Raw genomic sequence first — 26,162 nt, 5'->3', positions numbered from 1 at the left:
GGTTGCCCGGTGCGGAGGCACCTGGGCCGACCGCGGCGGGGCTCGCCCCCGCAGGGCCGTGTCGTCAGCCCAGGTCGCGGGCGACCACGGTCGGGCGGGCCCCGCGGCAGAAGACCAGCTCGATCCGCCCCACCGGTCTGCCGGTGGGGCCACCGAGCAGCTCGGCGTAGGCGCACAGCTGGAGCAGGTACTCGTCGACGGTGTCGGTAGTGACGGCGACGTCGGTCTTGTAGTCGATGATCGTCAGCGAGCCGTCGGCTTCCTCCATCACGAGGTCGACCACCCCGTCCACCGCCACCGTCGTCCCGTCCGCGGTGGCCAGCGGCCCTGCCACGGGTAGCTCGGCCCAGTGGGTCCGGGTCGCCGCCCGCCGGACGGGCTCGGAGGTCAGGGCAGTCCTCGCGACGGAGACCATCTCGGCGACGGCTTCCGGGTTGCGGCTCCCGCGCAGCTCACCTCCCAGCCCGAGAGCGATCAACTGGTCTGCCGCCCACCGCTCCCACTCCGCGACCGCGGAGACGGGGTCGGCTGTCGGTCCGTGCAGCCGGGTCAGGTCCGTGTGCTCGGCCAGGTGGTGGACCGCCGTACCGACGTCGGGTCCCGAGGCCAGTGGGGTGCCCCGCGGGGCGGGCGGCAATTCGTCCGATCGCGTCGGGGCCGGGCGGAACCGATCGCGCAACGCGGCGGCCAGTCGTTCGGGGAGGGGCCGCGGCTCGGCCGCCTCGTCGCGCCGCTGGTCTGCACCTGCGGCGGCGGAACCGTCGGCGACCTCCGGGTGCACGATCCGGGTCGCGGACCAGCCCGCGCGCTCTGCGGACCTGGCCGCGATCTGCTGGCTGCGTCGGGCCCATTCCGCTTCGTCGGGAACGTCGACGTCGGGCACGGCGGCGGCGTCGAGCAGGTTCTCACCGTACTCGACCAGATCGGGCGCGTCGGCGTCCTCGATGACGGAGCCGAGGAGGGTCCCCCACAGTCCTGCCCGGGGCTTTCCGCTCTTGGTGAGGGCGTATCCGTGGCCGGAGACCGCGAGGCGGCTCTCCGCTCGGGTCGTGGCGACGTAGAGGAGGCGGATGCGTTCCGCGAGCGCGTGTTGCTTTTCGCGTTCGGCTGCCGCCGTGAAGGCGGGGTCACGGACGGTGGCGGAGAACGACACCGCCGGCCGGGGAGGCTCGTCGTCGGTCCACAGGAGCCGGTCCCGGCTGGTGGGCCAGCCCCGGCTCATCCCGGCCACGATGACCATCGGGTACTCGAGGCCCTTCGACGCGTGGATGGTGTTGATGCGGACAGCGTCCACCCCGATCTCGGGGATGGCGGCTTCGGGGACGCGGGCGTCCTCCGCGGTCAGCGTCAGCGCCCAGTCCGCGTAGTCACGGAGGTCGGCACGCGCTGGGTCGCTGGCGGACTCCTCCCACTGCCACGCGTGCTCGATCACGAACCGGATCCGTCGCCACAGGTCGCGCCGCCGCGGCGATTCGGCCACGGACTCGAAGACCATGCGATCGTGGACGAGTTTCTCCAGGAGTTCGCCTGGGCGCCGCGTGTGCCGCGACAGGGAGGAGAGGTATCCCATCGCGTCTGCGACGGGGGACGCCGCGAGCTCCGTGGGTGCCGGCGCGCCGGGGGCCCAGGTGCCGCCGGCGGCGCGCCAGCGCAGGAGGTCGTCGTCCCCGCAGGCGAACAACGGTGACCGCAGCGCGCCCACGAGGGACGCCTCGTCGGCGGTGGTGGCGACGGCGCGGACGGCCAGGAGGAGGTCGCGGATCTCCGGCGTCCCGTAGACGATCGAGGACGCCTCGGTGCGGTAGTCGATCCCCGCGTGGTCGAGGCAGGTCTCGAGCATCGGCAGAGAACCGCGCGACGGCAGGAGGATCGCGATGTCCGCCAGCCGCAGTGGGGTCTGCTCACCATCCTTGGACTCGTGGGTCCACCTTTCCCGGATGGCGGTGGCGATCACCCTTGCCACGTCGGCGGCCTCGGTCCAGTGGCGTTCGGTGGCCTCCTTCGAGTCGGGCGGGCAGTGATGGGGGACGTCTTCGGTGCGGAAGACGAACGGCCGGGGTCCGTGGGTGGGGTCGTGTTCGGGCCGGTTCGGTGCCGGTTCGAGGTCCCGGTACTCGGGTTGGATGCCGTCGGAGGCGATGAGTACCTCGGAGAACACCTCGTTGACCCAGCGGAGGACCGGACGTGAGCAGCGGAAGTTCGTGCTCAGTCTCTCGATGGCGGCCCCGCCCGTCGCACCGCCCGTACTGTCGGCTCCGCCCCGGGCCCGGAGATAGGTGGCGATGTCGGCGCGGCGGAATCGGTAGATGGACTGTTTGGGATCGCCGACGGTGAAGAGTCGGCCCGGTTCGGGCCCGGATCCGGCGGCCGCGGACGTCAGTAGTTCGGCGATGTCCAACTGTATGGGGTCGGTGTCCTGGAACTCGTCGATGAGAATTCGTTGGTAGCGTGCCCGGACCCGTTCGCGGACCGTCGGGTCCTGCAGTAGTTCGCGCGCGAGAACGAGCTGGTCGTGGAACTGCAGGGTGCCGTGGCGGCGCCGGTCGGCGGCGTGCCTCCGCACCACCGGGATGAGAGCGTCGAGCACCACGGCGATACGTGGGCGCCAGTGCTCGACGAGGATCGCCTCGCACATCGAGGAGAGCTGCTTGATCTCCGCCTTTATCTCCTTCACGACGTCCGTCCCGCCCCAATTCGCGCCCTTACCGCCGTTTCCCGCGGTGATCGGCTTGCCCAGGAGTTCCATCCAGGAGGGCGACGCGGACGGGTCGGACGAAGCGTCCTGCAGTGTCGCCCCCCAGGCTTCATGTGCGTCGAGGACCGCATAGAGCTTGTCCGTCTCGTCCTGGCAGGAATCCCGCCACCCGACGATCGATCCCACGGCAGCGATGATCTCGGCGAGATCCGGCGACACGGGCAGGTCGGCTGTGTCGGGGTACAGGAGGTCGGTGGGCAGGCGGTCCCAGTCGCGGTGGAGCGCCTCGACGACCTCGCGGAACGCGGAGGCCGTCACACCGGCATCGAGCATGTCGTCGACGGCCCGCGCCAGGTTGCCCGACCGGGTGGCGGTCGGGCCGCTGCCGAACAGGAGAGTTGCGCATTCCTGCCACAGGGCGTCGACGGCGCTGGACTCGGCGGTGTCCTGCTGCACGGTGACCTTCGGGGGAATTCCCGCCTCCAGGGGGTTCTCCGAGAGCAGCCGCAGGGCGAAGGAGTGCAGCGTGCCGATGGCGGCGGTGTCGAGCCCCGCGAGAGCGGCATCCGCCCGGTGGTCGCCCTCGGCGCGCTTGTCCACGAGTGTCACGCGGAGGCGATCGCGGAGCTCGGCGGCCGCCTTCTCGGTGAAGGTGATCGCGGCGATGCGGTCGACGGGCACGGCGTCGTCCAACAGCAGAGTGCTGAGGCGGCTGACGAGGGCATGGGTCTTACCGGTCCCTGCACCGGCTTCCACGAAGAGCGTGACGGAGGTGTCCGTTTCCACCCGGAGCCGGGCGGCCTGGTCGGGGAGGGTACTCATCAGGACGTCTCCGATTCGTGCTCGGTCGGATCGGCGGCGACGAGGCCGGCGAACGCGGGGTGGGATGCGAGCGGGTCCTGTTGGGACAACAGCTCCCAGGCGCGGTCGAGCTCGGAGCCGCCGATGAGCTTCGCAAGATCACGGGACGAGCCGCGCCCGCCCTTGAGGGGGAACCATCCACGCTGGAGGGCGTCCACCAGGTTGCCCACGTCAGCGCGGACCTTGTCCATGAGGTCGACGGTGACGTCGAGGGATATCTGCTCGAACTCGCCCCGTTCGGTGCAGTACCAGTAGCGGACTTCGCGGACCGGCAGATCGCGAGCGGACTCGGCGGCCGCTGCGTAGAGCGGCAACTGGAATCGTGTCCCCGAGATGGTGGGGTCCTCCTCGCTCGGCCGCTCCTCCACCGCGGGCGGCGTCCCGGTCTTGTAGTCGGTGACCCGCTGGGACTCTCCGCGCTCGTCGAGCCGGTCGATGGACCCTGCGAGGAACACCGTGGTCGTGCCGTGGGAGGTGGTCACCTCGAAGGGGATCTCGATCACGGAACCGTCGGGGGCCCCTCGGCCGAACCCGAGTTCGGTCGCGGCCGGCTCCCACCCCGCTCGGAAGTCCGTCTCGTCCTCCGAGTACCACCGGTCGAGTTCGGCCGCGAGCAGGATCTCCCGCCGTCGCCACAGTGAGGCGACGAGTCCCGGTGACGTCGCGATCGCCGCCTCGCATTCGGCGCGCAACGCGGTCATGAGCAGCTCGCGGTCCGGGCCGGCCCCGGTCTGGAGGCGATCGGAGACGTAGCGCTGGAGGATCGAGTGGACCAGGTCGCCGTAGTCGCGCAGGTCCATCTCGATTTCCGCGGCCGGGTCGTCGAGCGTCCGGACCCTCAGGACCGTGGAGAGGAAGAACAGATACGGGCTCTGGGCCCAGTCCTCCAGCCTCGTGGGAGAGAGCGGATGGTCGAGGACGGTCAGCAGGCGCGCAGCTGCCGAGACATCACCGGTGAACCGCGTGAATCGTCCTCGCCGGCGATCCTGACGCATCTCGTGTGCTCGAACCAGCAGACCAGGGGCACCTGGCCGGGCCAGCCAGCCGTTGGCGGAGAGTTGCCGGATCCGCAGTTCGGAGACAGTGGCCGGGTCCGAACCGAGGGCGGCCGGCGGGGTCAGCACGCCGTCGACGAACGAGGGCACGGCGGTGACGGCCGGACACCCGGCGACGTCCTCCTGCCACTTGGTGGCACGAACCGGTTTCCCGGTGAGTTCGGACAGGGTGGGCAGGAGCCAGCGCGACGGGATCCTGTTGCCGCCGCCTCGCATCGATCCGCGGGGGAATGAGCACGTTCGGTGCTGGGAGCCGGCGCTCAGCGCAAGCTGGAGAACCCGGTACCGCTCGTCGAGCCGCTCGGAGGAGGGGGGCTCGACTGCGCCTTCGGGAACGAGAGGGTCGGGCTTGTGCAGGACCGGAAGGAGTCCCTCCGCCATGCCCACCACGCAGACGGTGTCCAGGTCGCGCCCCACGGCGTCGTCGATCGGACCCAGCGCGACCCCGGCGCCCTCCTCGCCCACGCGGTCGACGATTCCGTCCAGCCGCGTGGCGAGCGCACCGACCACTCGATCCCGGGTGATGGCGGGCGCGATGGTGTCGAGATCCCCGAGAGAACCGACCACCACCAGTGCGGCTGCCCGGGCGGGACTCTGACGGAACAGTGAGGTGATCAGTCCGGTGACGGCCTCCGCCGCCTCGGCCCAGGAACGCGCGGCGTCGACGGCGGCGAGCTCGGAGCGGATGGTCCCGATCAGGCGTAGGAGAGCAGCCGCCGCGGCCCGTTCGTTCTCGCCGAGGGCCCCGGGCTCCCCCCGCAGCCGCAGGTGATCGGCCAGTCGGTCCCAGTCGCCGGCGCCGATGACGGGGAAACGCGTTCGGGTGAGGATCTCCAGGCGCCTGGACGAGACGGCAGCACCCTCCTCGTCGAACGGGACGATCGCGCCCTCGGCGATGATCGACAGCAGGTCGGCGCGGGGCATCCGGCCGGCGTCGAGTCCCAGTAGCCTCACCAACGTGCGGCCGGCCGGAGAGCGACCCGGCCCGGCGTCGGAGGGGCCGTAGACGGCGATCCCGGCCTCCCCGAATGCTCGGTGGAGAAGCCGCAGGTAGGGGTCCGGTGACGGGTAGTAGACACCGATCCGGTGGCCGGGGACCCCGTCCGCCAGGCGCGAGCGGACGAAACGGACCACCGCGCGCACCTCGTCATCGGAGTCCGACGCGTGGAGGACGTGGGTGCCGGTGATCGCCTTCGCGCTGCCGGGCTCGGCGGCGGAGGCGAGGTGCTCCGATCCGGTACCGGGGAGGGGAGATATGCCGCGCTGTTCCAGCGCTGACCGCAGCCTGCGCTCGGCCCGCGTTCCGCGCAGCGGGGCCGCCAGGACGATCCGCCCCAGCACATCCAAACGCTCCAGCGCGGTACTCACCGCCTCGAACTGCGTGTAGTAGGCGTCACCCGTCATCGCGCGGGCCTCGTCGGCCAGCCGGAGGACCTCCGAGTGCAGCCGGGTCTCCGCGGTGACCGAACCCGGCTCGACGGTCCCCAGACGCAGGCACGCCTGGGCCACGGCCTGTCCCGTGACGGGTTCGGAGGCCACTGCCTCCAGATGTCCGGGATCGCTGTCCAGCGCCTTCTCGACCGCGGCGGCGAGGAGGGGGAAGGGGAGCGCAGCCCGTGGGGCCAGTGCAGGAGCCGAGAGTTCGCTGATCACCTGGTCGGCGGTTCTCACCGCCACGTTGACCGCCCCGCCGTCGAGCGCGAGCGCCCGGACCACGTCCCTGGCCGCACCGAACGACGGCACCAGGACGGTGATCCGGCCGAGCGGGTCGGTGCCGCGGAGACGGCGGACCTCGGCGACGAGGGCGCTGGGATGAGCCTGGGATCCGGTCACACCGCCATGGTGCCCCACCGGTACGACAAGACCGTTCAGCTGATGCCGATCGCGCGGGTCGCGGCCGTCGCCCATCGCACCGGGTCGATGGTGACCCCGGGATGATCCTGCCGGTGCGGAATCACCGCCTCGACCACCCGGAACGGCAGGTCGAGGGCGGGGTCGGCGGGATCGAGGTCGGGTCGACACAGTGCGACGAGTTCCCGGTAGATCCCTCTGAGTTCCGAGCGCGCGCCGCGGAAACCGGCGAAGTCCTCCCCTGTGACCTCCGGGAGCACGTACAACATCCCGATGTTCCAACGTGAGGCGAGCAGGCCCTCGACGTCGACTGTCGCCAGCGTCAGCAGCGTCTCCCGGGGGTCCCGCCCCTCGGCGCGCAACCGGCGGGCCATCTCCAGGGTCGGCCCGACCGTCGTGTCGAGGAGGGAGCCGAGGATCGCGGCTTTCGTCGGGAAGTGCGTGTAGAGCGACGCCTGGCGCACCCCGACGGCGTCGGCGATGGCGCGGGTTGAGGTGGCGGTGTATCCGCGGGTGGTGAACAGTTCCGCCGCGGCATCGAGGATTTCGTCGGCCGGAGTGGCTCCGGGGCGCCTGCGGTCCACGAGTCGGGGTCGGCCGGGTGTGTCCACGGAGGTCCTTTCGCCACGCCGGTCCGGCGATGTTTCTCGTCCCGGCCGTCAGGTGGCGTGGGGGTCGACGGACCGGTCCATCGTGACACGGAGGAATTCGAACCGGTGCGCCGTGGGATCGACGGTCCTGCGGGGAGGAGTCGGCAAGGAGGATACGGCGGCCTGCACCCACGTCGCGCGGGAGGTACGGGTGAAGTCGAGGTCCGCGCCATGCGCGCGTGCCGCGAGCAGGGCGGCGACGGCTGCGGCGCGCCCGTTTCCCTCGCGGAACGGGTGCACGTGGTTGAAGCGGGCGTACCAGTCGGCCAGGGCCAGGGCGATGGTCGCCCTCCGGGGTGCGGGTGCACGTGCGGAGTCCAGCGCTCCGGCGACGAGGTCGGCCGGTCGTTCCAGCGGGGCGACGAGGGCGGGGACGCGGTCTGCCGCGGCGAACACGGAACCCTGCTTGGACAGGCCGACCATCCGGGGGAGGCCCGCCCAGGCGTAGACATCGCCGAACAGTGCGGCATGGATGCCGGAGACGGTCGTCGGAGCGGACGCCGGCTCACGGAGGAGACGGGCCCCCGCGGCGACCGCCAGGAGGGCTTCCGCCCGGGCCAGGGGCCTCTCCGTGGTGATGCCGAGGGAATTCTCCAGTACCCGCGTTCCCCTGAGGTAGTACGGGACGCGGCGGGCCAGGATCCCGGGCCGGGGCCGTCGTACGGCCTCCGGCGGTATCGACTCGAGGACGTGGAGGCGTATGAGCCGATCGGAGGCGCCCCGGTCGACGAGATCGAGGACCTCGTCGTCGTCGACCCCCGGTGCCCATCCCTCCAACGCCGAGATGGCGAGCATCGCGGCGGTGCACGGGTGGCGGGTCACCCCGGATCTCGGATCTGGCCCGCTGACCGGAGGTAGTCGAGGGCGCGCTGGACGCCGGAGATCTCCCGCGCGACGGACCGGAGTCCGGCGCGTTCGGCCGTGGTGAGCACGGAGAGCGGGACCCGGTCGGTTCCGGGGCCGTCGGGGTCCGCCCGCAGACGGACGTCCCACCGTAGACCGGTGACGAATCGGGCGGCCACGCGCAGGGACTCCCACCGGTCCGGCGGAAGGAGATCCGGGTCGGCGGCCAGTTCGAGGCGCGAGCCCGTGCTGGTGGTGGCCACCCCGGCGCGCAGGGCGGACCACCGCGCGATCTTGACGACCGGGGTGATGACCGCTGTCTTGAGGTCGACCACGGGGTCTCCGCGGAACGTCCGGCCGAGTCTGGACGGCACGGAGGCCCGGGTCGAGAGCGCGTCCGCGAGAACGTCTGCGAGCACGGCCGGATGAGCACGAACGGCATCGACGGCCATGCGCGGCAGGAGGTCCGGGTCGCGTCGGTCGTCGGTGAGGGGGCGGGCGTCGGCGAGCAGGCCCAGGTGCACGACCCCCAGGTTCCGCGCGGGCGCGTCCGCCCAGCCCTCGGCGGCCGTGGACCATCCGGCGCGCGTCCGGACGAAGCGGGGATCGGCGGCCGAGGCCGCGGAGGTCTCGGCGTACCACGGTGGTGTCGAGAGATCGGTGGCCGCGACGGCGCGCCGGACCGCGCGGGGGTCCCGGTGGTCGACGACGGCGAGGGATTCCAGGTCACTGCCGGGGACCGCCTCCCCGCGGCCCACCGAACCGGTGACCCACACGGTGTCCGCCACGGTCGGGCCGAGCCTCGATTCCAGTTCTCGTCGCAGGTCGTCCGACCACGCGCGAGTGCGATCATCGTCGCCGGCCCGGGGAGGTGTCATGGGGTCATTCGACCACGTCAGACGGCCCGTGCGTCAGCCGGGAGCGGGCGCGAGTGCCTGTTAATCCGATCGAAACATGGTGCAACCCGGGTGTCATGCGTCCGAGCAAAACTGTCACACGACAGGAACCGCGGTCGCCGAGATCGGGTTCATCGGCCCGCCCCGAGAGGAGCACCGGACATGAGCGACTCACCCGGTCTCACCACCCCGGTTCCCGAACGCCGGGGTGATCACGACGACCTCGCAGACTTCGGCTACGAACAGCAACTCCATCGGAGTCTCGGCACGTTCGCGTCATTCGCGGCCGGGTTCTCGTTCGTCTCCATCCTCACGACGATCTTCCAGCTCTTCGGCCTCGGGTACGGGTTCGGAGGCCCCGCCTTCTTCTGGACCTGGCCGATCGTCTTCGCCGGCCAGTTCCTCGTGGCGTTGTGCTTCGCCGAACTGGCGGCCAGGTACCCGATCTCGGGCGCGATCTATCAGTGGTCCCGCCGGATGGGCGGGGAGATCGTGGGGTGGTTCGGCGGGTGGTTCATGATCCTCGCCCAGATCGTCACCGCCTCGGCGGCGGCCATCGCCCTGCAGGTCGTCCTTCCGAGCATCTGGTCCGGCTTCCAGATCATCGGCGACGACCCGGCGCTGACCTCACCATCCGGATCGACGAACGCCGTCCTGCTGGGATCGGTCCTGCTCGTCATCACCACGGTGATCAACTCCATCGGCGTCCGGTGGATGGCCTACGTCAACAACATCGGCGTGACGTGCGAGATCGTCGGTGTGATCGCCGTGGTCCTCGCGTTGTTCACCCACGCGGTCCGCGGCCCCCAGGTCGTCTTCGACACCGCGGGCATGGGGGATCAACCCGGGTACATCTGGGCCTGGGTGGTCTCGGGACTGATGGCGGCCTATGTCATGGTGGGGTTCGGCTCGGCCGGCGAGCTCGCGGAGGAGACGGTCAATCCCCGCCGCATCGCGCCCCGGACGATCCGGATGGCACTGACCGTCTCCGCCATCGGCGGTGGACTGATGATCCTGGGAGCGCTCATGGCCGCGCCCAGCCTCACCGACGGGCGTCTGGCGACCGAGGGCCTTCCCTACGTACTTAACTCGGTCCTCGGGAACTTCTGGGGGAAGGTGCTCCTCGCCGACGTCGTCGTCGCGATCTTCATCTGCACCCTCGCCATCCAGACCGCCGCCACCCGGCTCATGTTCTCCATGGCACGCGACGGCAGGCTCCCGTTCTCGACGACTCTCTCGCGCGTCCACCCGCGGACCGGGACCCCGATCGCGCCGTCCGTTCTGATCGGACTGGCCTGCATGGGCATCCTGCTGGTCAACGTCGGCAACTCCGCGATCTTCGCCACGCTCGCCTCGGTGTGCATCATCCTCATCTACCTGGCCTACCTCTGCGTGACCGGACCGCTGCTCATGCGTCGACTCAAGGGGTGGCCGAACGGCCCCCGGCTCACCGACGCCGAGGGCAGGCCCCTGTTCTCGCTCGGCCGCTGGGGGATCCCCGTCAACGTCCTCGCCGTGGCGTACGGACTGCTCATGACCATCAACCTCGCCTGGCCACGGGCCGAGATCTTCGACCCGTCTGGTGAGACACCGTGGCTGCGGTGGGCGGGCGTGGCGACCGTCGTCGCCGTGGTGGGCGTCGGCATCCTGTGCTTCCCCCGCGGCAAGACCCACCCCAACCCCGTCCAGATCGGAGAGTGACCAGTCATGACCAGCACCACCGCACCCGGCCCCGCAGGAACATCCACCACCTCGGGTGCCCGCCGGCACGCCCGCGCCCAGGCAGGCACGATCACCGACGCCATGCCGGTCGTCCCCGCCACCGACTGGCCCGATCCGCCGGCGGACGTCCCGGCTGACCGACTGACGTGGGCCGAGTCCATCCCCGGTGGCCGGTACACCGCGGTCACCCTGGCCCGGGGCACCCGGATCCGACTCACCGACCGGGAGGGCACGGCCTGCGCCTCGCTCATGATGTGGCGCGCCGACGCTCCCTGGGAGCGACTCAACACGGCCGACACGGTGAAGGTCCCGTGGCAGGCCTACCTCGGGACCGGCCATCCGCTGCTCTCGGACCAGGGGCGCGTGCTCGCGACGATCGTCGCGGACACCTCCGGCCACCACGACGCGCTGTGCGGGGCCTCGACCCTGGCCGGCAACGTCGCCCGCTACGGGGCCGGCGCGCCGGAATCGGAGTCACCGGCCGGACGGGAACTGCTGCTACTGGCGGCGCTCAAGAACGGACTGGCCGAACGGGACCTGCCGCACACCGTCTCGTTCTTCCACGGGATCCGGGTCGACGCGGACGGTTCGCTGGTGTCCACCGGAAACGCGGGCGCGGGCGCGACGATCGACCTCGTCGTCCACCTGCCCGTCGTGCTGGCCGTGGCGGTCGCCGACCATCCGCTGGATCCGTCGGAGCAGTACCACTCGGGGACCGTCGAGCTCCTGGCGTGGAGCGCGCCGCAAGACCTCGACGCACTCTGCGAGGGAACCCTCCCCGGCGTCGGGGACGACCTCGAATACCGCCGTGCCGTCGCCAACTCCGAGGCCGCCCACCGCGCCTCCACCCAGATCGACTGAGGAGAACCCCCATGACACCCACGACCGTCTCCGCCGACCCCCGGACCGGCGCCGCCGACGACCTCTCGCTCGCAGACGGGGCCGTGGTCGCCGATGAGATCGTCGCCGCCAGGGCCGCCTGGTCACGCGTCCTCCACGAGGGGCAGACCCTGACCATCGTGGACCTCGAGGGCAACCAGGCCGTCGACACACTGTTCTACGACGCGCACGACCCCACCCGCCGCTACAGTGCCCCGGCGACCGTTGCCGCCCAGGGGTCGATCTTCCTCACCACCGGCAGTGTCCTGCGGGACGACGCCGGGGACCCACTGGTGACGATCACGGCCGACGAGGTGGGCAACCACGACACGCTCGGCGGGGCCTGTTCGCAGGAGTCCAACACCCTGCGGTACGGCCACCACACGCGCCACCAGCACGCCTGCGTGGAGAACTTCCTCCGGGAAGGCGCCCGGTACGGGCTCGGAAAGCGGGATCTGGTCCCCAACGTCAACTTCTTCATGAACGTCCCCGTCGACGGCGACGGCACGCTCGGGATCGTCGACGGGCTCTCCGCACCCGGCAAGCGGCTGTCGCTGCGCGCCGACCGTGACGTGATCGTCCTGGTCTCCAACTGTCCGCAGATCAACAACCCGTGCAACGGCTTCGATCCGACGGCGGTCCGCATGATCGTCACCGCCTGAACCGGGCCCACCGCCACATCACGTCCCTCACTCTCCAGAGGAGAACCACCATGTCCCGCCTCGAGATCCTCGCCCCCGGGCTCATCACCACCGTCCAGGACTGGCCCGGCCGAACCGGGTACTGGGGCGTGGGCGTTCCGCCGTCCGGTGCGATGGACTGCCAGTCCCTCCGGTTGGCCAATATCGCCGTGGGCAACGCGGAGGGCGCCGCCGGGCTGGAGTGCACGCGCGGTGGTCTGAGGGTCCGGCCGGACTCCGCGGTCACGGTGTGCGTGGGCGGCGCCCACGTGCGGCCCACGGTGGACGGCCAGCCGGTTGCCCAGTGGAAGCCGGTGCGGCTCGAGGCCGGATCCGTGCTCGACGTCCCGGTGATCACGGGGCCGGGCATGCGGGTCTACGTCGCGGTCCGGGGTGGGATCGACGTCGAGCCGTACCTGGGGTCGTCGGCGACCTTCACCCTGGGACGGTTCGGCGGACACGAGGGGCGCTCTCTGGTCGCGGGGGACACATTGTCGGTCGGAGAGCCCGGACCGGGTGTACCCCGCCGGATCCTCGCCGAGGAGATCCCTGCCATCGGGCATCACTGGCACGTCGCCGTGGCCGAGGGGCCCCACGGCGCTCCCGACTTCCTCACCCGCGCCGGGATGGACGAGCTGTACGCGTCCACCTACTCGGTGCACTTCAACTCCGACCGCACGGGCGTCCGTCTCGAGGGGCCGCGACCGAAATGGGCCCGGCCCGACGGAGGCGAAGCCGGACTCCACCCGTCCAACCTGCACGACAACGCCTACTCGGTGGGGGCACTGGACTTCACCGGCGACACCCCTATCCTGCTGGGTCCGGACGGGCCGAGTCTGGGAGGTTTCGTCTGCCCGGTGACGGTGGTCAGCAGCGACCGGTGGAAGCTCGGGCAACTCGCTCCCGGCGACACGGTGCGGTTCGTCCGCGTGCGGGTGGACGCAACACCCGAGCGCGCCGGTATCGGCGGCGCGGGGAGTGCCGGCCGGCCCTACGTCCTCGGTGACGGCGGGGACCGCGACGACGGCGTGCTGGGCCGCGGGCACACCGCCGACGGCGTCACCGAGGTGACGTACCGCCGCGGCGGTGACGACAACGTCCTGGTCGAATACGGGCGAATGGAACTCGATCTCGAGCTGCGCGCCCGCGCCCACGCCCTCTACCTGCACCTGCTCTCGAATCCCGTGCCCGGCCAACAGGACCTCACGCCCGGCATCCGGTCGTTGCAGGTAAAGATCACTCCCGGTCGCAGCTCGGTGGCCGCCACGCTGGACGCCCTGCGTGAGGCCGAGGCCGCCCTGCCGGCCGCCGAGGATCTGGTGGTGTCGAGCAGGCGCGTCCGGCTTCCGCTGAGCTGGGACGACCCCGCCACCAAGGAGGCCATCGAGCGGTACATGTACGGCGTGCGAGACGACGCCCCGTGGTGCCCGTGGAACATCGAGTTCATCCGCCGGATGAACGGCCTGGAGAGCGCCGACGACGTCTACCGCACCGTCTTCGACGCCGAGTACATGGTGCTCGGGCTCGGGGACGTCTACCTCGGAGCCCCGGTGGCCACGCCCCTGGACCCGCGCCACCGCCTCGTGACGACCAAGTACAACCCCGCCCGGACGTGGACAGCGGAGAACTCGGTCGGGATCGGCGGCGCCTATCTCTGCATCTACGGGATGGAGGGGCCCGGCGGCTACCAGTTCGTCGGCCGCACCACGCAGGTCTGGAACCACCGGCACCCTGAACCCGCGCCGGGCTTCGACGCCGAGCACCCGTGGTTGTTGCGGCACTTCGACCGCATCTCCTGGTATCCCGTCTCGTCCGAGGAGCTGGCGGACCTCCGGGCGGATACCGCTGCCGGCCGCGGTCTCGTCGACATCACCGACGACACGTTCTCCCTGGCCGAGCACAATGCCTTCTGCGCGCGGGAGGGCGAGTCCATCGCGTCCGCGAGGCGCCGGATGGAGCACGCCCGCGCCGAGGAGTTCGCGCGCTGGGCCGCCAGTGGGGAGCTCAGCGCATGAGCGCCACGACGACGGGGGTCCACGCAGGCGCTGCCGCTGAGGCGCTGGTCGACGACGTCTTGGCCCGGCTGGCCGAGGCCGACCGGCCGGAGGTGTTCCTGCAGGTCCGCGATCGGGAGGACCTGGTGGCCGACATGGCGGCCTCTCTCGCCGGCGGCGGGCCCCTCGCGGGCATGACCCTGGCGGTCAAGAACAACGTCGACGTGGCGGGACTGCCCACGACCGCCGCTTGCCCGGGTTACGCCTACCTCCCGGAGCGGGACGCGGTGGCCGTCGCACGACTGCGCGCGGCAGGAGCGGTGGTGCTGGGGGCGACGAATCTCGACCAGTTCGCCACCGGTCTCGTGGGCACCCGTAGCCCGTACGGGGCCGTGCGGGCAGCTCACCGCCCCGGCCACATCTCAGGGGGCTCCAGTTCGGGTTCGGCCGTGGCGGTGGCGCTGGGGATCTGCGACCTGGCCATCGGCACGGACACCGCCGGGTCGGGCCGGATCCCGGCCGCACTCAACGGGATCGTGGGGATCAAGCCCACTCTCGGCGTGGTCTCCACCGACGGGGTCATCCCGGCCTGCGCCAGCTATGACTGCGTGACGGTGTTCGCGCGCGACGTCCATACCGCCGGGCGGGCGACCGCGGTGATGGCCGGCGGAGAGGGCACCCGGAGGTGGCCGACGGACACACCACTCGCGGCCGGACCGGGGGCGACGCTCGCCGTCCCCCGTGAGTTGGTGGCGATGGCCCCGGGTTGGGCCGAGGCCTTCGCGGCCGCCGTCGACCGGGCCCGGTCGCTCGGATACCGGGTGGTGGAGATCGACCTCGCGCCGTTCCTGGCGGCAGCGCGGTTGCTCTACGACGGTGCGCTCGTCGCGGAACGATACGAGGCTGTCGGCGGATTTCTCGATTCCGCCCGGGGCGCGGACGCGGGCGTCGATCCGATCGTCGACGGCATCATCGCACCCGCTCGCGATATCGCCGCGGTGGATCTGCTGCGGGACCGGCGGAGAGTCGAGGGGCTGCGACGCGAGGCTCTCGCCGAGCTCGACCGACTGGGTGCGGCCGCCCTGCTCGTGCCCACCGCGCCGTTCCACCCGACGATCGCCGAGGTCGACTCCGACCCGATCGCCCTCAACAGCCGGATGGGTACCTATACGAATTTCTGCAATCTCTTCGACCTCTGCGCGGTGGCGGTGCCCACGGGTGAGATCGACGAGGGGGATCGCGGGAGGGCATCGTTCGGCGTGACCGTGGTGGGGCGGCCCTTCCACGACGGTCCGGTGGCCGACATCGCGGCCGACCTCGCCGGCGACGCCGGGTCCGAGGCGGAACCGTTCGCTCCGTGGCCGCTGCGCGCGGGGGCGCCGGCGGTCGATCTGGTGGTGTTCGGCGCACACCGCCGCGGGGGCCCGCTCGAACACCAGCTCACCTCCCGCGGCGCCGCGTGGCGTGGACCGGTCCGCTCCAGCGCCGACTACCGGATGTACCGGCTCGGCACCGAGCCACCCAAGCCGGGGGTCCTGCGTCACCCGGACGGCGCCGAACTGCTCGGGGAGCGGTGGATGATGTCCCCGGCCGCGTTGGGAAGCTTCCTCGACGAGCTGCCCAGGCCGATGCAACTCGGTCGGGTGACGCTCGAGGACGGCACGGAGATGGTCGGCTTCGGTTGCGAGCCCACGGCCGTCACCCCGGAGGCCGACGACCTCACCGAGCGCGGGGAGTGGCCGATCGGGTGAGGAACGGTTCGATGCCTGATTTCACCGGACGGCAGATCTGCCGGGGGCGGTGGAGGGCGAGTCCATGAGTTCCGCTAATGTCCTACCCCGTGCCACGAGCACGGCCCTGTGGCGCAGTTGGTTAGCGCGCCGCCCTGTCACGGCGGAGGTCGCGGGTTCGAGTCCCGTCAGGGTCGCCGGAGAGAGCCGGTGCATTCAGGTCATCGAATGCACCGGCTCTCGTCTGTGCTGCTACCGCGGCCCCAGCCTCGCCGCGATCGCGTCCCGCGTCGAGGAGAACGTGAACAGGAAGTGTTCGAGCGCTACCTGGGCGTGGCGGGGGAGCAGCGGGGCGACCGGCACGGTGGTCCGCTGCAGGACGTGCCGGCCGTCGAGGATCCACGACGTGCGGTCGTCGTCGAGATTGAGTCGAGCCAGCTCGAGCGCCGCGTCGGACCTGGAGCGCACTCCCCGCACGACCCACGCCCAGATGCGTGCGTACGGCTCGTCCTCGTCGAATGAGACGTGCATCCGGTGGCCGACGTGGTCGAAGACGATGGCCCCGTGGTCGTCGACCACGCAGGCCCGTCCCGTGACTCTCTCGACGATCGCCTCGAACCGTTCCCGGGCGTCCTCGTGGTCGGCCACCTCCACCGCCACGTCGATGGGGTTCGGGTGGTCGGCGGGGTCGTTGCCGATGGGGATCGAGTCCCAGCGGAGCAGACGCAGCGGTCCGGTGTGCCGCCCGACCGTGCCCTGGCAGCGCAGGGTCAGCAGTTGGGGGTGCGGTACCCCGAGCCGGTCGCGGCAGGCATCGACGACCGCCCGGGCGATGGTGGCGGGCGCGGCGGGGGCGGTGTGGGCGATCATCTCCTCCACGAGGGGGTGACCGGCGAGGCGCACGGTCACCCAGGCGCGCTCGCCGCCGGGCGCGAGGTGGACGATGCACCGCCCCCGCGTTCCGGACGCGTCGGACGGCGGGGTGAACTCCATCGCGCCGACCGCCCCCGGCCTGCGGAGATGCCCGGCCAGTGTGGTCTCGAAACCGTCCCAGGGGTCCTCCGCGGGACGCAGCGGCGCGCTGCCCGGGCCGGAGAGCTGGTCACGCACGGCGTCATCCCACCGGTGCGAGGGCGGCCACGTCGTCGACCGCCCGGCGGAGTTCTCGCGAGGCGGTGCAGTCACCGAGCCGTTCGGCGACGGCGTCGGCGATCGCGCGGTAGAACCACAGTTTCTCCTCCGGCCCGGCGTTGAACAGGCCCCACATGTCACCGCCCAGCCGCTCGTGCGCGGTGACCATCGAGCGCAGGTTGTGAATCTTGTCGGCGGCCGAGATGAGCAGGCACTCGTGGGAGTCCTCGGCCAGTCGCGCGAGGTAGCCCTCCTTGCGCACCCGCCACGGCGGGGTCTGGACACCGGCGGTCTTCTCCTCCGACACGCCGCGGACGAGTTCCGTGACCCGCTCGCCGAACTCGGCGGTCATGTCGTCGGCCGAGTACACCGTTGGCGGCACGTCCTCCAGGACGTCGTGCAGCAGCGCCGCGACCGCCACGTCCTCGTCGGAGGTGAAGTCCGAGACGATCAGCGCCACCGCGACCGGGTGGGCGATGTAGGGCGTCGGGTCGTCCTTGCGGGTCTGGCCGGCGTGGCAACGGGCGGCGACCGCGAGCGCGCGGTCGAGGGTGGGGGTCCAGGTGAGCGACATGGTGCACTCCTCGAGGGGAGAGGTCCCGACGCCGGGCGACGCCGCCGGGTCGTGGGTGGAACCGGCGGTGACCGGTGTCCCTTCCACACTCCCGAGTACACACCACGGGTACGACACGGGGGAACCGATCGGCGTGGGGCGCGCGTCGTACATGGTGAGGACGCCACGGGGGCGTCCCGGTAGTAGACCGGAACGACGACGAGGAGGGCTCGTGCCCGACGGGACGATCAGGGCGGATGCCGGGAAGATCGCGAGCGCGGTCTCGGTGTTCCGCGACTGCGGGGAGGCGGCCGCGGAGGTGACATTTCCCGAGGTCACGGCACGTCTGGGCGGCGGTCTTCCGGGCGGGTCGGCGATCGAGCAGGCGGTGGACCGGGCGTGCGGTGCTGCCGCGGTGTGCGCCTCGAGAATCGCGGGTCGGCTCGGGGGCCTGGCCGACTTCGCTGCCGAGGCGCACCGGTTCCTCGAGGCCGAGGATGAGGACTTCGCGGCTCTCCTCGCAGCGGTGGCCCGGCGGTGAGCTGGACAGTCGGCGACATTCGTCGTTGGGACGTGTCCGCAGTGGCGGGCGCCGGCGGCGAGGTCGGGCGGCGGGGCTCGGTGGCGGAGGGCATCCGGAGGGACCTGGTCGACGGTGCGGTGGAGCTGGATGATGGCTGGGACGGGGAGGCCGCTGACGCCGTTCTCGACACCGTGGAACGTGAGAAGTCGCACGTCAGCACGCTGGCTGACGGACTAGAGGATCTGGCTGATGCTCTCCGGAACTCGCACGCTGCGCTGGGGCCGGCAGTTCAGACGGTTCGAGATCGGATCGCCGATGCCGAGGCAGCCGGACTGCAGGTGGGCGAATCGTCGGTGCGTCCGTTGTCTGGTCGCGACGACATCGATCAATCGACGGTAGATGAGCATGCGGAGGCGATCAGCTCCGCGGTCGACACCGTGCGCTCCCTCGATGATCACTACGGGCGCCAGATAGACGGGATCGCCGCCCGGCTGCACGCCGCGATCCCACCTGAGGTCGACCGGTCGCCGATCCCGGGCCCGGACGACCCGTGGCCCGGTCGCGGTGTGGACGCGATGACTGGGGCCGCGTCTCGGGGCTATCCGGACGTCGCCGATGAACTCGATCCACTGACGCGGGGGAAGCACATGCTCAACCCGGCCCCTGACGACTTCGGCAGAGCCGCGGCGACAGGACTGCGGGGACTCGGTAGGGTCGCCGGTCCGGTCGGTGGCGGGCTTACGGTGTACGACGGCGTGAAGGCCCACGCCCAGGGGAAGACGTCGACCGGCGAGGCCGTCGCGGAGACCCTCGGGGCTCTGGGTGGCGGCGCGCTCGGAGGCGCCGCAGCCGGCGCCGTCGCAGGAACGATGTTCGGTCCCCTCGGCACGTTCATCGGCGCCGGCATCGGTGCGGCCGTCGGGACGTACCTGGGACAGCAGGCGGGCGATATGGCTCACGACCGGTACCGGGCCCACACGGCAGAGAGGTGACACGACCATGAGGTATGGGCAGAGATGGGACGACCCGTCGGAACGCGACCCGCACCCCTACGAACACCCCGCCCTGGAACCGGAACCCGGATTCTGGGACGGCAAGTGGGAAGAGTTCAAGCGGCGGTTCATCCAGATGGCCTGGGAGGATCACTACAGCCGGACCGTCCTCATCCTCTCGACGGTGGGATTCGTGGCGACATTCATCTGGATGTGGTTCACCGGTGAAACCTGACGCTCACCCCTAGAACGTCTTGGCGTCGATCACGAACCGGTACCGGACGTCCGAGCTCACAACACGGTCGTACGCCTCGTTGATCTTGTCTGCCGAGATGAGCTCGATGTCGGCCGTGATCCCGTGCTCGGCGCAGAAGTCGAGCATCTCCTGGGTCTCCGGGATCCCCCCGATCATGGATCCGGTCAGGATCCTGCGCCCAGCGGCGACGGACCCTGCCCGCACCGACATCGGCTCGGTCGGGATGCCGATGTTGACCAGCGCCCCGCGCGGCTTGAGCGTGGCGAGGAACCGGTCCATCGGCAGGCTCGCGGAGACGGTGTTGAGGATGACGTCGAAGGTGCCGCGGAGCTCCCGGAGGGTGGCCTTGCCCTCGTCTCCGGCGGTCGCGTAGTGCTCCACGGCGCCGTACTTCAGCGAGTCGTCCCGCTTGGAGGTGGTCTGCGACAGGACCGTCACCTCGGCACCCATCGCCACCGCGAGCTTCACCCCGACGTGTCCGAGTCCGCCCATGCCGATCACCGCGACCTTTGTGCCCGGGCCGACATTCCACTGCTTCAGCGGCGAGAACATGGTGATCCCCGCGCACAGCAGCGGCGCCGCCGCGGCCGGGTCGAGCCCGTCCGGTACGGACACCACCATGGGCTCCTCGACCACGATGTGGGTCGAGTAGCCGCCGTTCGTCACCGGGCCCTCGGGGTCGCCCTCGGGCAGCGGGGAGCCGTAGGTCGCGACCGACCCGCGCTCACACTCCTGTTCCTGGCCGGCCTGGCAGGAGGCGCACTCGTGGCAGGCGCCGACCAGGCACCCGACGCCCACGCGGTCGCCCACCGCGTGCCGGGTGACCTCGGAACCGACCTCGCGGACAATGCCGACGATCTCGTGCCCGGGCGCCACGGGGTAGGTGGTCTTCCCCCACTCGCCGCGCACGTGGTGGATGTCGGAGTGACAGATGCCGGCGTACTCGATCTCGATGAGCACGTCGTCCGGGCCGGTGTCCCGACGCCGGATCGTGGTCTTCTCCAGGGGTGCGTCCGGTGCGGTGGCTGCGACGGCGGCGACGTCCATGTGTGGTCTCCCGTTGATCGAGTCGGATTCGTGGTGCGAACTGTCCAGTCGGAGTGCTCGCCACAGTAGAGGCGCGCGCGTTCCGCTGCAGAAAACCGAGTGCCGGGGCGGTTCCCGTCCGCGATTCCCTAACGCATGTCAGCGCCGTGGTTATGATCCAGATCACACCGCTTCCTGTGAAGGAATTCCCACATGGCCGACACCGTCCGTGAGCAACTCCGCCGCCACGCCGACTCCGATTCCGTCGCGATCCGCTACGACGACACCTCGATCACCTGGCGTGACTACCTGGCGGGCGCCGACGCCCGGGCCGGCGCCGTCACGGGGATGTTGGATCCCGCGCGGCCGCTCCACGTGGCCACGCTCCTGGAGAACACCCCGGAGATGCTCTACGCGTTGGCGGCCGGCGCGCTCGGCGGATACGTCACGGTCGGCCTCAACGCCACCCGCCGGGGGGAGGGGCTGGCCCGCGACATCCGCAAGTCCGAGTGCCAGGTCATCCTCACGGACTGCGAACTCAAGCCGCTGCTGGACGGCCTCGATCTGGGTGAGGTCAGCGTGATCGACACCGACTCCGACGAGTGGGCGGCGCTGGTGGCGTCGTCGTCCGCCCCCCAGGACCCGCCGCCTGTGGAGGCCATGGACCCGTTCATGCTCATCTTCACCTCGGGCACGTCGGGTGATCCGAAGGCGGTGCAGGTCGGCAACTTCACGGTGACGATGTCCGGGGAGAACCTCGCGCCGTCGTTCGGACTGACCTCCGAGGACGTGCTGTACCTGTCCATGCCGTTGTTCCACTCGAACGCCATCATGAGCGGCTTCTCCCCGGCGATCGCGGCGGGCGCCACCATGGCGCTGGCCCGCCGGTTCAGTGCGACCCGGTTCGGGGACGACATCCGTCGCTACGGCGTGACGTACATGAACTACGTGGGCAAGCCGCTGGCCTACATCCTCGACACCCCGGCCCGCCCCGACGACGCCCAGACCACGCTCCGCGCCGCGTTCGGCAACGAGGCCGCGGCCAAGGACATCCCCGCCTTCGCGCAGCGGTTCGGGTGCGAGGTCCGCGACGCCTACGGCTCCACCGAACTCGCGGTGATCATCGTGCGGACCGAGAACTCGCCGCTGGCGTCGATCGGGGAACCGTTCCCGGGGGTCGCCGTGTATGACCCCGCGACCGGTCAGGAGTGTCCCCGCGCGGTGTTCGACGACGACGGCGCCGTGACCAACCTCGACGAGTGTGTGGGCGAACTCGTCAACACCGAGGGGGCGGGGTTCTTCGCCGGCTACTACAACGACGACACGTCGACCTCCGACCGCATGAGGGACGGGATGTACTGGTCGGGCGATCTGGCCTACCGCGACGCGGACGGCTTCGTCTACCTGGCCGGGCGCAGCGGGGACTGGCTGCGCGTCGACGGCGAGAACATGGCCACCGGCATCGTCGAGGAGATCCTGCTGCGCAACCCGGCGGTCTCGCGGGTCGCCGTCTACGGTCTGCCCGATCCGCGCGGGGTGGGTGACCAGCTCGCCGCGGCGATCGTCCCCCGCCACGACTCGGAGTTGGAGCCGGCCGCGTTCGAGCAGTTCCTCGCCTCGCAGCCGGACCTGTCGCCCAAGGCATGGCCGCGCTGGGTCCGGATCTCCGTGGACCTGCCCACCACGGCGACCAACAAGATCCTCAAGCGGGAGCTCGTCAGGCAGGGCGTGGGGGCCGCCGGCGCGGACGGCACCGGGGCAGGCGCCGCGCCGGCGGACACCTGGTGGGAGCGCGACGAGCGGGGCACCGCGTACACCGAGCTGGCCGGGGCGCGGGTGTAGTGGTCTACGTCGTCACGCGGTTCGACTTCCGCGCGCCGGGCGCCGGGCCGGAGGAGCGCCGGGACCGCTACCGCGCGGCCCTCGACATGGCCCGCTACGCCGAGGAGACCGGCCACGACGCCGTCAACCTCTCCGAACACCACGCCTCGGAGGACGGCTATCTGCCGTCCCCGCTCATCGCGGCGTCGGCGGTCGCGGCCGTGACCAGCCGCGTCCCCATCACGCTGTGGGCGCTCATCGCGCCGCTGTACGACCCGGTCCGTCTCGCCGAGGACATCTCGGTCCTCGACCACCTCGCCTCGGGCCGGGTCAGCTTCACCTTCGGGCTCGGCTACCGCCCGGTCGAGTACGCGCTGCACTCACGCGAGTGGAGAACCCGGGGCGCTCGTCTCGACGCCCAGCTGGAGACCATTCTGGCCGCCTGGCGGGGCGAGCCGGTCGGAGACGACCCGGCGGACGGCTCCCCGCGGTCCTCGCCCACCCCGCGGCCGTTCTCCGGCCCCCACCCCCTCATCTTCCTCGGCGGTGGCAGGGCGGCCGCCCGGCGGGCCGGGCGACTCGGCATGCACTTCCAGCCGCAGGTCGACGATCCCGAGCTCACCGCGCTGTACCGGGCGGAATGCCTCGCCCACGGGCATCGGCCCGGCCTCGTCGTCGAACCCGTTCCCGGCCCCGCGACGGTGTTCTGCGCCGAGGACCCCGACCAGTTCTGGGCGCGGTACGGCCACCACCTCCTCGCCGACGCCCTCGGGTACCGCGCCTGGCAGACCGGCGCCGGCGACGCCGGCGGCACCCGCAACTCCTTCGTGCACTCCGACGCCCGCACCGTCGACGAACTGCGCGACGAGGGTGTCTACGTGGTGGCGACCCCCGACCAGCTGGTACGACTCGTGCGTGACGGCGATCTGGGACTCATCACCACCCACCCGCTGTGCGGGGGGATCCCGGTCGAGGCGGGCTGGGAGTCGCTCCGCCTGCTCGGCGAGCGGGTCCTACCCGAGGTCCGGTGAGGGGCCCGCCGCCCCCGTAGTCTCGGGCGAATGAGCAACGCGACCACCCGCGGCCCCCTTTCTCAGACCGTCCGCTACTGGGCCATGCCCGCCGCCCTCGGCACGATGGGGGCGCTGCACTTCGTGGCGCCCCGGCCGTTCGACGGACTCATCCCGCCGGAGCTGCCGGGCAGTCGGCGCGCGTGGACCTACGGCTCGGGCGTCGTGGAGGTGGCGGTCGCCGGGCTGCTGGCCGCGCCCGCCACCCGGAGGCTGGGCGGCGCGGTCGCGACCGCACTGTTCATCGGCGTCTTCCCGGGAAACCTGCAGATGGTCCGCGCCTGGCGTCGCAAGCCCGTGTGGCCGTATCAGGTGATCGCGTGGGGCCGGCTCCCGCTCCAGGTGCCGATGATCCTCGCCGCCGACAGCATCCGCCGCGGCGCCTGACCCCGAGGCGGGTGCCTGACCCCGCCCCGGGGCGCGCCCCGCGCTCAGTCGAGGCGCCAGGCCTCGATCCGGGCGAGCGCGTCCCGCTTGACGTCGTCCGGCGCGAACGACGCCTCGATCGACGCCCGCGCCACCCCGACCAGCCGCGCCACCGACACGCCCATCCGTTCGTGGGCGGCCACGTACTCGTCGACTACGTCCACGCCGAACAGCAGCGGGTCGTCGGCGCCGAGTGAGCAGCGCACCCCGGCCTCGAGCAGCCGCGGCAGCGGGTGCTCCTCCAGCGAGGGGTACACGTCCAGCACGACGTTCGAGGTGGGGCACACGTCGAGGCAGGTCCCGCGCTCGGCCAGCAGCTCCAGCACCCGGGGGTCCTCCACCGCGCGGACGCCGTGCTGGATCCGGTCCACGCCCAGCTCGATCGCGGAGCGCACCTCGTCCGGGCCGGCCAGTTCGCCGGCATGGGGCACCACCCCGAGCCCGGCGTCGCGGGCGATCGCGAACGCCCCGGCCGCGTCGGCCACGGGGTTACCGCGCTCGTCGGCGACCAGACCCACCGCGACCACGCCGCGGTCGCCGAACCGCGCGGCCAGCCGGGCGGCCTCCAGTGCGTGCTCGCGGCCGGCGCCGCGGTCGATGCTCACGATGGACCCGGTCCACACGCCGTGACGGCGCCCGGCGTCGGACGCGGCCGGGAGGATGAACTCGAGCGCCTCCTCCGCGGAGCCGAACGCCACCGCCTTCTCGGGGATCGACGCGAACTCCAGCGCCACCACACCCTGCGCGGCGGCGTCGGCGACCACCTCGTCCAGTAGCCGTCCGACCCGCTCCGGGGTGTGGAGCAGATCGATGAGCAGGCCGTACGCGCCGAGGAACGCGGTGAAGTCCGCATATTCCACGAGGGGCGGCACCTCGATGCCGTCCTCCGCGCACCACTGCCTCAGGGTGGCCTCTCGCATCGCTGCCTCGAGGTGCACGTGCAGGTGCGCCTTGGGTAGCGCGGTGAAGCGGTCGCGGGCGCTCGTGCGGGGGGTCATTTCTCGGCCTTGACCTCGCGGGCATCGTCGGCGACGTGCTGGTGGGTCATGGGGTCGGTGCCGTCCCACGAGGAGACGTTCCGCGCCTTGGGAAGGTCGTCGCGGTGGAACACCGGGTTGTGGCCCTTGGCCCGCTGCTGCAGGTAGTGCTGGAGGAGCGCCACCGCGAGACCGCCGAGCGGGATGATCGCGATGAGGTTGATGGTGGCCATGACGCCCATGAACAGGTCGGCGAGGTTCCAGATGAGGTCGACCGAGCCCAGGCTGCCACCGAGGACGGCGAGCACCACGAGGATGCGGAAGGTACGCAGTGCGGCGGGGTTGCCGCGCAGGAAGGTGATGTTGGCCTCGCCGTAGTACGAGTTGCCCAGGATGGAGGAGAACGCGAGGAAGAAGATGACGACCATGAGGAAGGGGACGCCCCAGTCGCCGACCGAGGCGGCCAGCGAGTCCTGGGTGAGCGTGATGCCCTCGCGGTCACCGCCGAACTCCGGGTTGGTCAGCAGGATGATGAAGGCGGTGGCCGAACACACGATGATGGTGTCGAAGTAGACGCCGAGCGCCTGGACGAGGCCCTGCTTGACGGGGTGGGAGACCGATGCGGTGGCGGCGGCGTTGGGCACCGAGCCCATGCCGGCCTCGTTGGAGAACAGTCCGCGGCGCATGCCCTGCATGATGGCCGCGCCGACCGCGGCGCCGGCGACCTCGCGGAGCCCGAGCGCGTGGCCGACGATGAGGGAGATCATCCCCGGGACCTCGGTGATGTTGAGGGCGACGACGACGAGGGCGACGACGATGTATGCCACGGCCATCACGGGGACCAGGATCTCGGTGACCGCGGACAACCGGCGGACGCCACCGAAGATTACGGCGCCCACGAGGAGGGCGAGGGCGATGCCGATGATCAGGCCCGGGGTGAAGCCCTCGAGGGAGAACTGGTTGCGGACGGACTGCGCGATCGAGTTGGCCTGGACGGCGTTGAACACGAACCCGTAGGTGACGGTGATGATCACGGCGAAGGCGATGGCCAGCGGCTTCCAGCCCAGCCCGTCGCGGATGTAATAGGCGGGCCCGCCCACGTAGGAGTCCTTGCCCTTGACCTTGTACAGCTGCGCCAGGGTGGACTCGACGAACGCGGTGGCGCCGCCGATGATGGCGAGGAGCCACATCCAGAACACCGCGCCCGGCCCGCCGACCGTGATCGCGATCGCGACGCCGGCGACGTTCCCGGTACCCACGCGGGAGGCGGCGGAGATGGTGAAGGCCCGGAAGGCGGAGATGCCCTTCTTGTCCTCCTCGATGTCCGACGGCTTCTCGAAGATCGCCCTGATCATCTCCGGGAACATCCGGATCTGGACGATGAGGGTGGTGACGGAGAAGTAGAGACCGGCGACGACGAGTAGCGCGATCACCGCGTACCAGTAGACGTCGTTGATGGACACGATGAAGTCGGTGACAGCGCTCACACGGTGACGGTATCGGATCACGGCCGCGGAGGCGATCCGACCTA

At 71.2% G+C, this 26,162-nt stretch carries 21 protein-coding genes and 1 tRNA gene; 12 read left to right on the top strand and 10 right to left on the bottom strand.

Annotation, left to right across the window (positions count from 1 at the left end):
• Positions 1-64: 64 nt before the first annotated feature.
• From AYO52_RS07610 to AYO52_RS07590, 5 genes are read right to left on the bottom strand one after another with little or no spacing between them, the layout of a single operon-like run.
• Positions 65-3,517 (bottom strand): exodeoxyribonuclease V subunit beta, encoded by a 3,453-nt coding sequence (locus AYO52_RS07610; RefSeq protein WP_067715437.1) that lies wholly within the window; start codon positions 3,515-3,517, stop codon positions 65-67.
• On the bottom strand, positions 3,517-6,444 hold the full coding sequence (locus tag AYO52_RS07605; RefSeq protein WP_067715512.1) for a PD-(D/E)XK nuclease family protein: 2,928 nt from the start codon (positions 6,442-6,444) through the stop codon (positions 3,517-3,519). The genes AYO52_RS07610 and AYO52_RS07605 overlap by 1 nt, the downstream gene beginning before the upstream one ends.
• A 35-nt stretch (positions 6,445-6,479) precedes the next feature.
• Positions 6,480-7,073: a TetR/AcrR family transcriptional regulator gene (locus tag AYO52_RS07600; protein ID WP_067715435.1), complete on the bottom strand. Its 594-nt coding sequence runs from the start codon at positions 7,071-7,073 to the stop codon at positions 6,480-6,482.
• A gap of 48 nt (positions 7,074-7,121) precedes the next feature.
• On the bottom strand, positions 7,122-7,934 hold the full coding sequence (locus tag AYO52_RS07595) for a Fic family protein (RefSeq protein ID WP_067715430.1): 813 nt from the start codon (positions 7,932-7,934) through the stop codon (positions 7,122-7,124).
• Complete coding sequence (locus AYO52_RS07590; protein WP_082923854.1) at positions 7,931-8,833, bottom strand: putative nucleotidyltransferase substrate binding domain-containing protein; 903 nt, start codon at positions 8,831-8,833, stop codon at positions 7,931-7,933. Before AYO52_RS07590 ends, AYO52_RS07595 begins: the two co-directional genes overlap by 4 nt.
• A 180-nt stretch (positions 8,834-9,013) precedes the next feature.
• On the opposite strand from AYO52_RS07590, the gene AYO52_RS07585 reads away from it, so the two are divergent.
• The 6 genes from AYO52_RS07585 (at position 9,014) to AYO52_RS07560 (ending at position 16,053) form a co-directional block, all read left to right on the top strand.
• The gene (locus AYO52_RS07585; RefSeq protein WP_067715427.1) at positions 9,014-10,552 is read left to right on the top strand and encodes an amino acid permease; all 1,539 of its coding nucleotides are present in this window, start codon (positions 9,014-9,016) and stop codon (positions 10,550-10,552) included.
• Between the two features lie 6 nt (positions 10,553-10,558).
• Complete coding sequence (locus tag AYO52_RS07580; protein ID WP_067715424.1) at positions 10,559-11,434, top strand: urea amidolyase associated protein UAAP1; 876 nt, start codon at positions 10,559-10,561, stop codon at positions 11,432-11,434.
• An 11-nt stretch (positions 11,435-11,445) separates the two neighbouring features.
• A complete protein-coding gene (locus AYO52_RS07575; RefSeq protein ID WP_067715421.1) occupies positions 11,446-12,114 on the top strand; it encodes an urea amidolyase associated protein UAAP2 in 669 nt (222 codons plus the stop codon).
• A gap of 50 nt (positions 12,115-12,164) precedes the next feature.
• Positions 12,165-14,147, top strand: coding sequence for a 5-oxoprolinase/urea amidolyase family protein (locus AYO52_RS07570; protein ID WP_067715418.1), 1,983 nt, complete (start codon positions 12,165-12,167; stop codon positions 14,145-14,147).
• On the top strand, positions 14,144-15,877 hold the full coding sequence (gene atzF / locus AYO52_RS07565; protein WP_067715416.1) for an allophanate hydrolase: 1,734 nt from the start codon (positions 14,144-14,146) through the stop codon (positions 15,875-15,877). Before AYO52_RS07570 ends, atzF begins: the two co-directional genes overlap by 4 nt.
• A gap of 102 nt (positions 15,878-15,979) precedes the next feature.
• Positions 15,980-16,053, top strand: a tRNA-Asp gene (locus tag AYO52_RS07560).
• A gap of 55 nt (positions 16,054-16,108) precedes the next feature.
• Here the strand turns inward: AYO52_RS07560 and AYO52_RS07555 are convergent.
• A complete protein-coding gene (locus AYO52_RS07555; protein WP_067715413.1) occupies positions 16,109-16,966 on the bottom strand; it encodes a hypothetical protein in 858 nt (285 codons plus the stop codon).
• A gap of 4 nt (positions 16,967-16,970) precedes the next feature.
• Positions 16,971-17,648, bottom strand: coding sequence for an HD domain-containing protein (locus AYO52_RS07550; RefSeq protein WP_253701980.1), 678 nt, complete (start codon positions 17,646-17,648; stop codon positions 16,971-16,973).
• A gap of 124 nt (positions 17,649-17,772) precedes the next feature.
• Between AYO52_RS07550 and AYO52_RS07545 the strand changes: the two genes are divergently transcribed.
• Genes AYO52_RS07545 through AYO52_RS07535 form a run of 3 tightly spaced genes read left to right on the top strand, consistent with a single transcriptional unit; the run spans position 17,773 to position 19,290 of the window.
• Positions 17,773-18,081, top strand: a complete 309-nt coding sequence (locus tag AYO52_RS07545; RefSeq protein ID WP_067715410.1) for a hypothetical protein — start codon at positions 17,773-17,775, stop codon at positions 18,079-18,081.
• Complete coding sequence (locus AYO52_RS07540; protein WP_067715407.1) at positions 18,078-19,055, top strand: WXG100 family type VII secretion target; 978 nt, start codon at positions 18,078-18,080, stop codon at positions 19,053-19,055. The genes AYO52_RS07545 and AYO52_RS07540 overlap by 4 nt, the downstream gene beginning before the upstream one ends.
• Positions 19,056-19,062: 7 nt before the next feature.
• Positions 19,063-19,290 carry a hypothetical protein gene (locus tag AYO52_RS07535; protein ID WP_007626596.1) on the top strand — a complete coding sequence of 76 codons (228 nt, stop codon included), beginning with the start codon at positions 19,063-19,065 and terminating at the stop codon, positions 19,288-19,290.
• A gap of 9 nt (positions 19,291-19,299) precedes the next feature.
• Here the strand turns inward: AYO52_RS07535 and AYO52_RS07530 are convergent, their stop codons facing one another.
• A complete protein-coding gene (locus AYO52_RS07530) occupies positions 19,300-20,358 on the bottom strand; it encodes an NAD(P)-dependent alcohol dehydrogenase (protein WP_067715405.1) in 1,059 nt (352 codons plus the stop codon).
• Positions 20,359-20,550: 192 nt separating this feature from the next.
• Here AYO52_RS07530 and AYO52_RS07525 point away from each other — a divergent pair, with 192 nt between their 5' ends.
• The 3 genes from AYO52_RS07525 to AYO52_RS07515 are packed head-to-tail and all read left to right on the top strand — an operon-like array spanning position 20,551 to position 23,615.
• Positions 20,551-22,179 carry an AMP-binding protein gene (locus AYO52_RS07525; protein ID WP_067715403.1) on the top strand — a complete coding sequence of 543 codons (1,629 nt, stop codon included), beginning with the start codon at positions 20,551-20,553 and terminating at the stop codon, positions 22,177-22,179.
• Complete coding sequence (locus tag AYO52_RS07520; RefSeq protein ID WP_067715402.1) at positions 22,179-23,189, top strand: LLM class flavin-dependent oxidoreductase; 1,011 nt, start codon at positions 22,179-22,181, stop codon at positions 23,187-23,189. Before AYO52_RS07525 ends, AYO52_RS07520 begins: the two co-directional genes overlap by 1 nt.
• 30 nt (positions 23,190-23,219) lie before the next feature.
• On the top strand, positions 23,220-23,615 hold the full coding sequence (locus AYO52_RS07515; protein ID WP_216635315.1) for a hypothetical protein: 396 nt from the start codon (positions 23,220-23,222) through the stop codon (positions 23,613-23,615).
• 44 nt (positions 23,616-23,659) lie between these two features.
• Here AYO52_RS07515 and add read toward each other — a convergent pair whose 3' ends face one another.
• Both add and AYO52_RS07505 read right to left on the bottom strand, forming a co-directional pair.
• Positions 23,660-24,652: an adenosine deaminase gene (gene add / locus AYO52_RS07510; protein ID WP_067715400.1), complete on the bottom strand. Its 993-nt coding sequence runs from the start codon at positions 24,650-24,652 to the stop codon at positions 23,660-23,662.
• Positions 24,649-26,118, bottom strand: a complete 1,470-nt coding sequence (locus AYO52_RS07505; protein ID WP_067715503.1) for a sodium:alanine symporter family protein — start codon at positions 26,116-26,118, stop codon at positions 24,649-24,651. Before AYO52_RS07505 ends, add begins: the two co-directional genes overlap by 4 nt.
• Between the last annotated feature and the right edge of the window lie 44 nt (positions 26,119-26,162).

This window comes from Dietzia sp. 111N12-1, from assembly GCF_001658045.1.
Classification (GTDB): Bacteria; Actinomycetota; Actinomycetes; order Mycobacteriales; family Mycobacteriaceae; genus Dietzia; species Dietzia kunjamensis.
The sequence above is the reverse complement of the archived record's forward strand: the minus strand, read 5'-3'. Positions and strand labels throughout refer to the sequence as shown.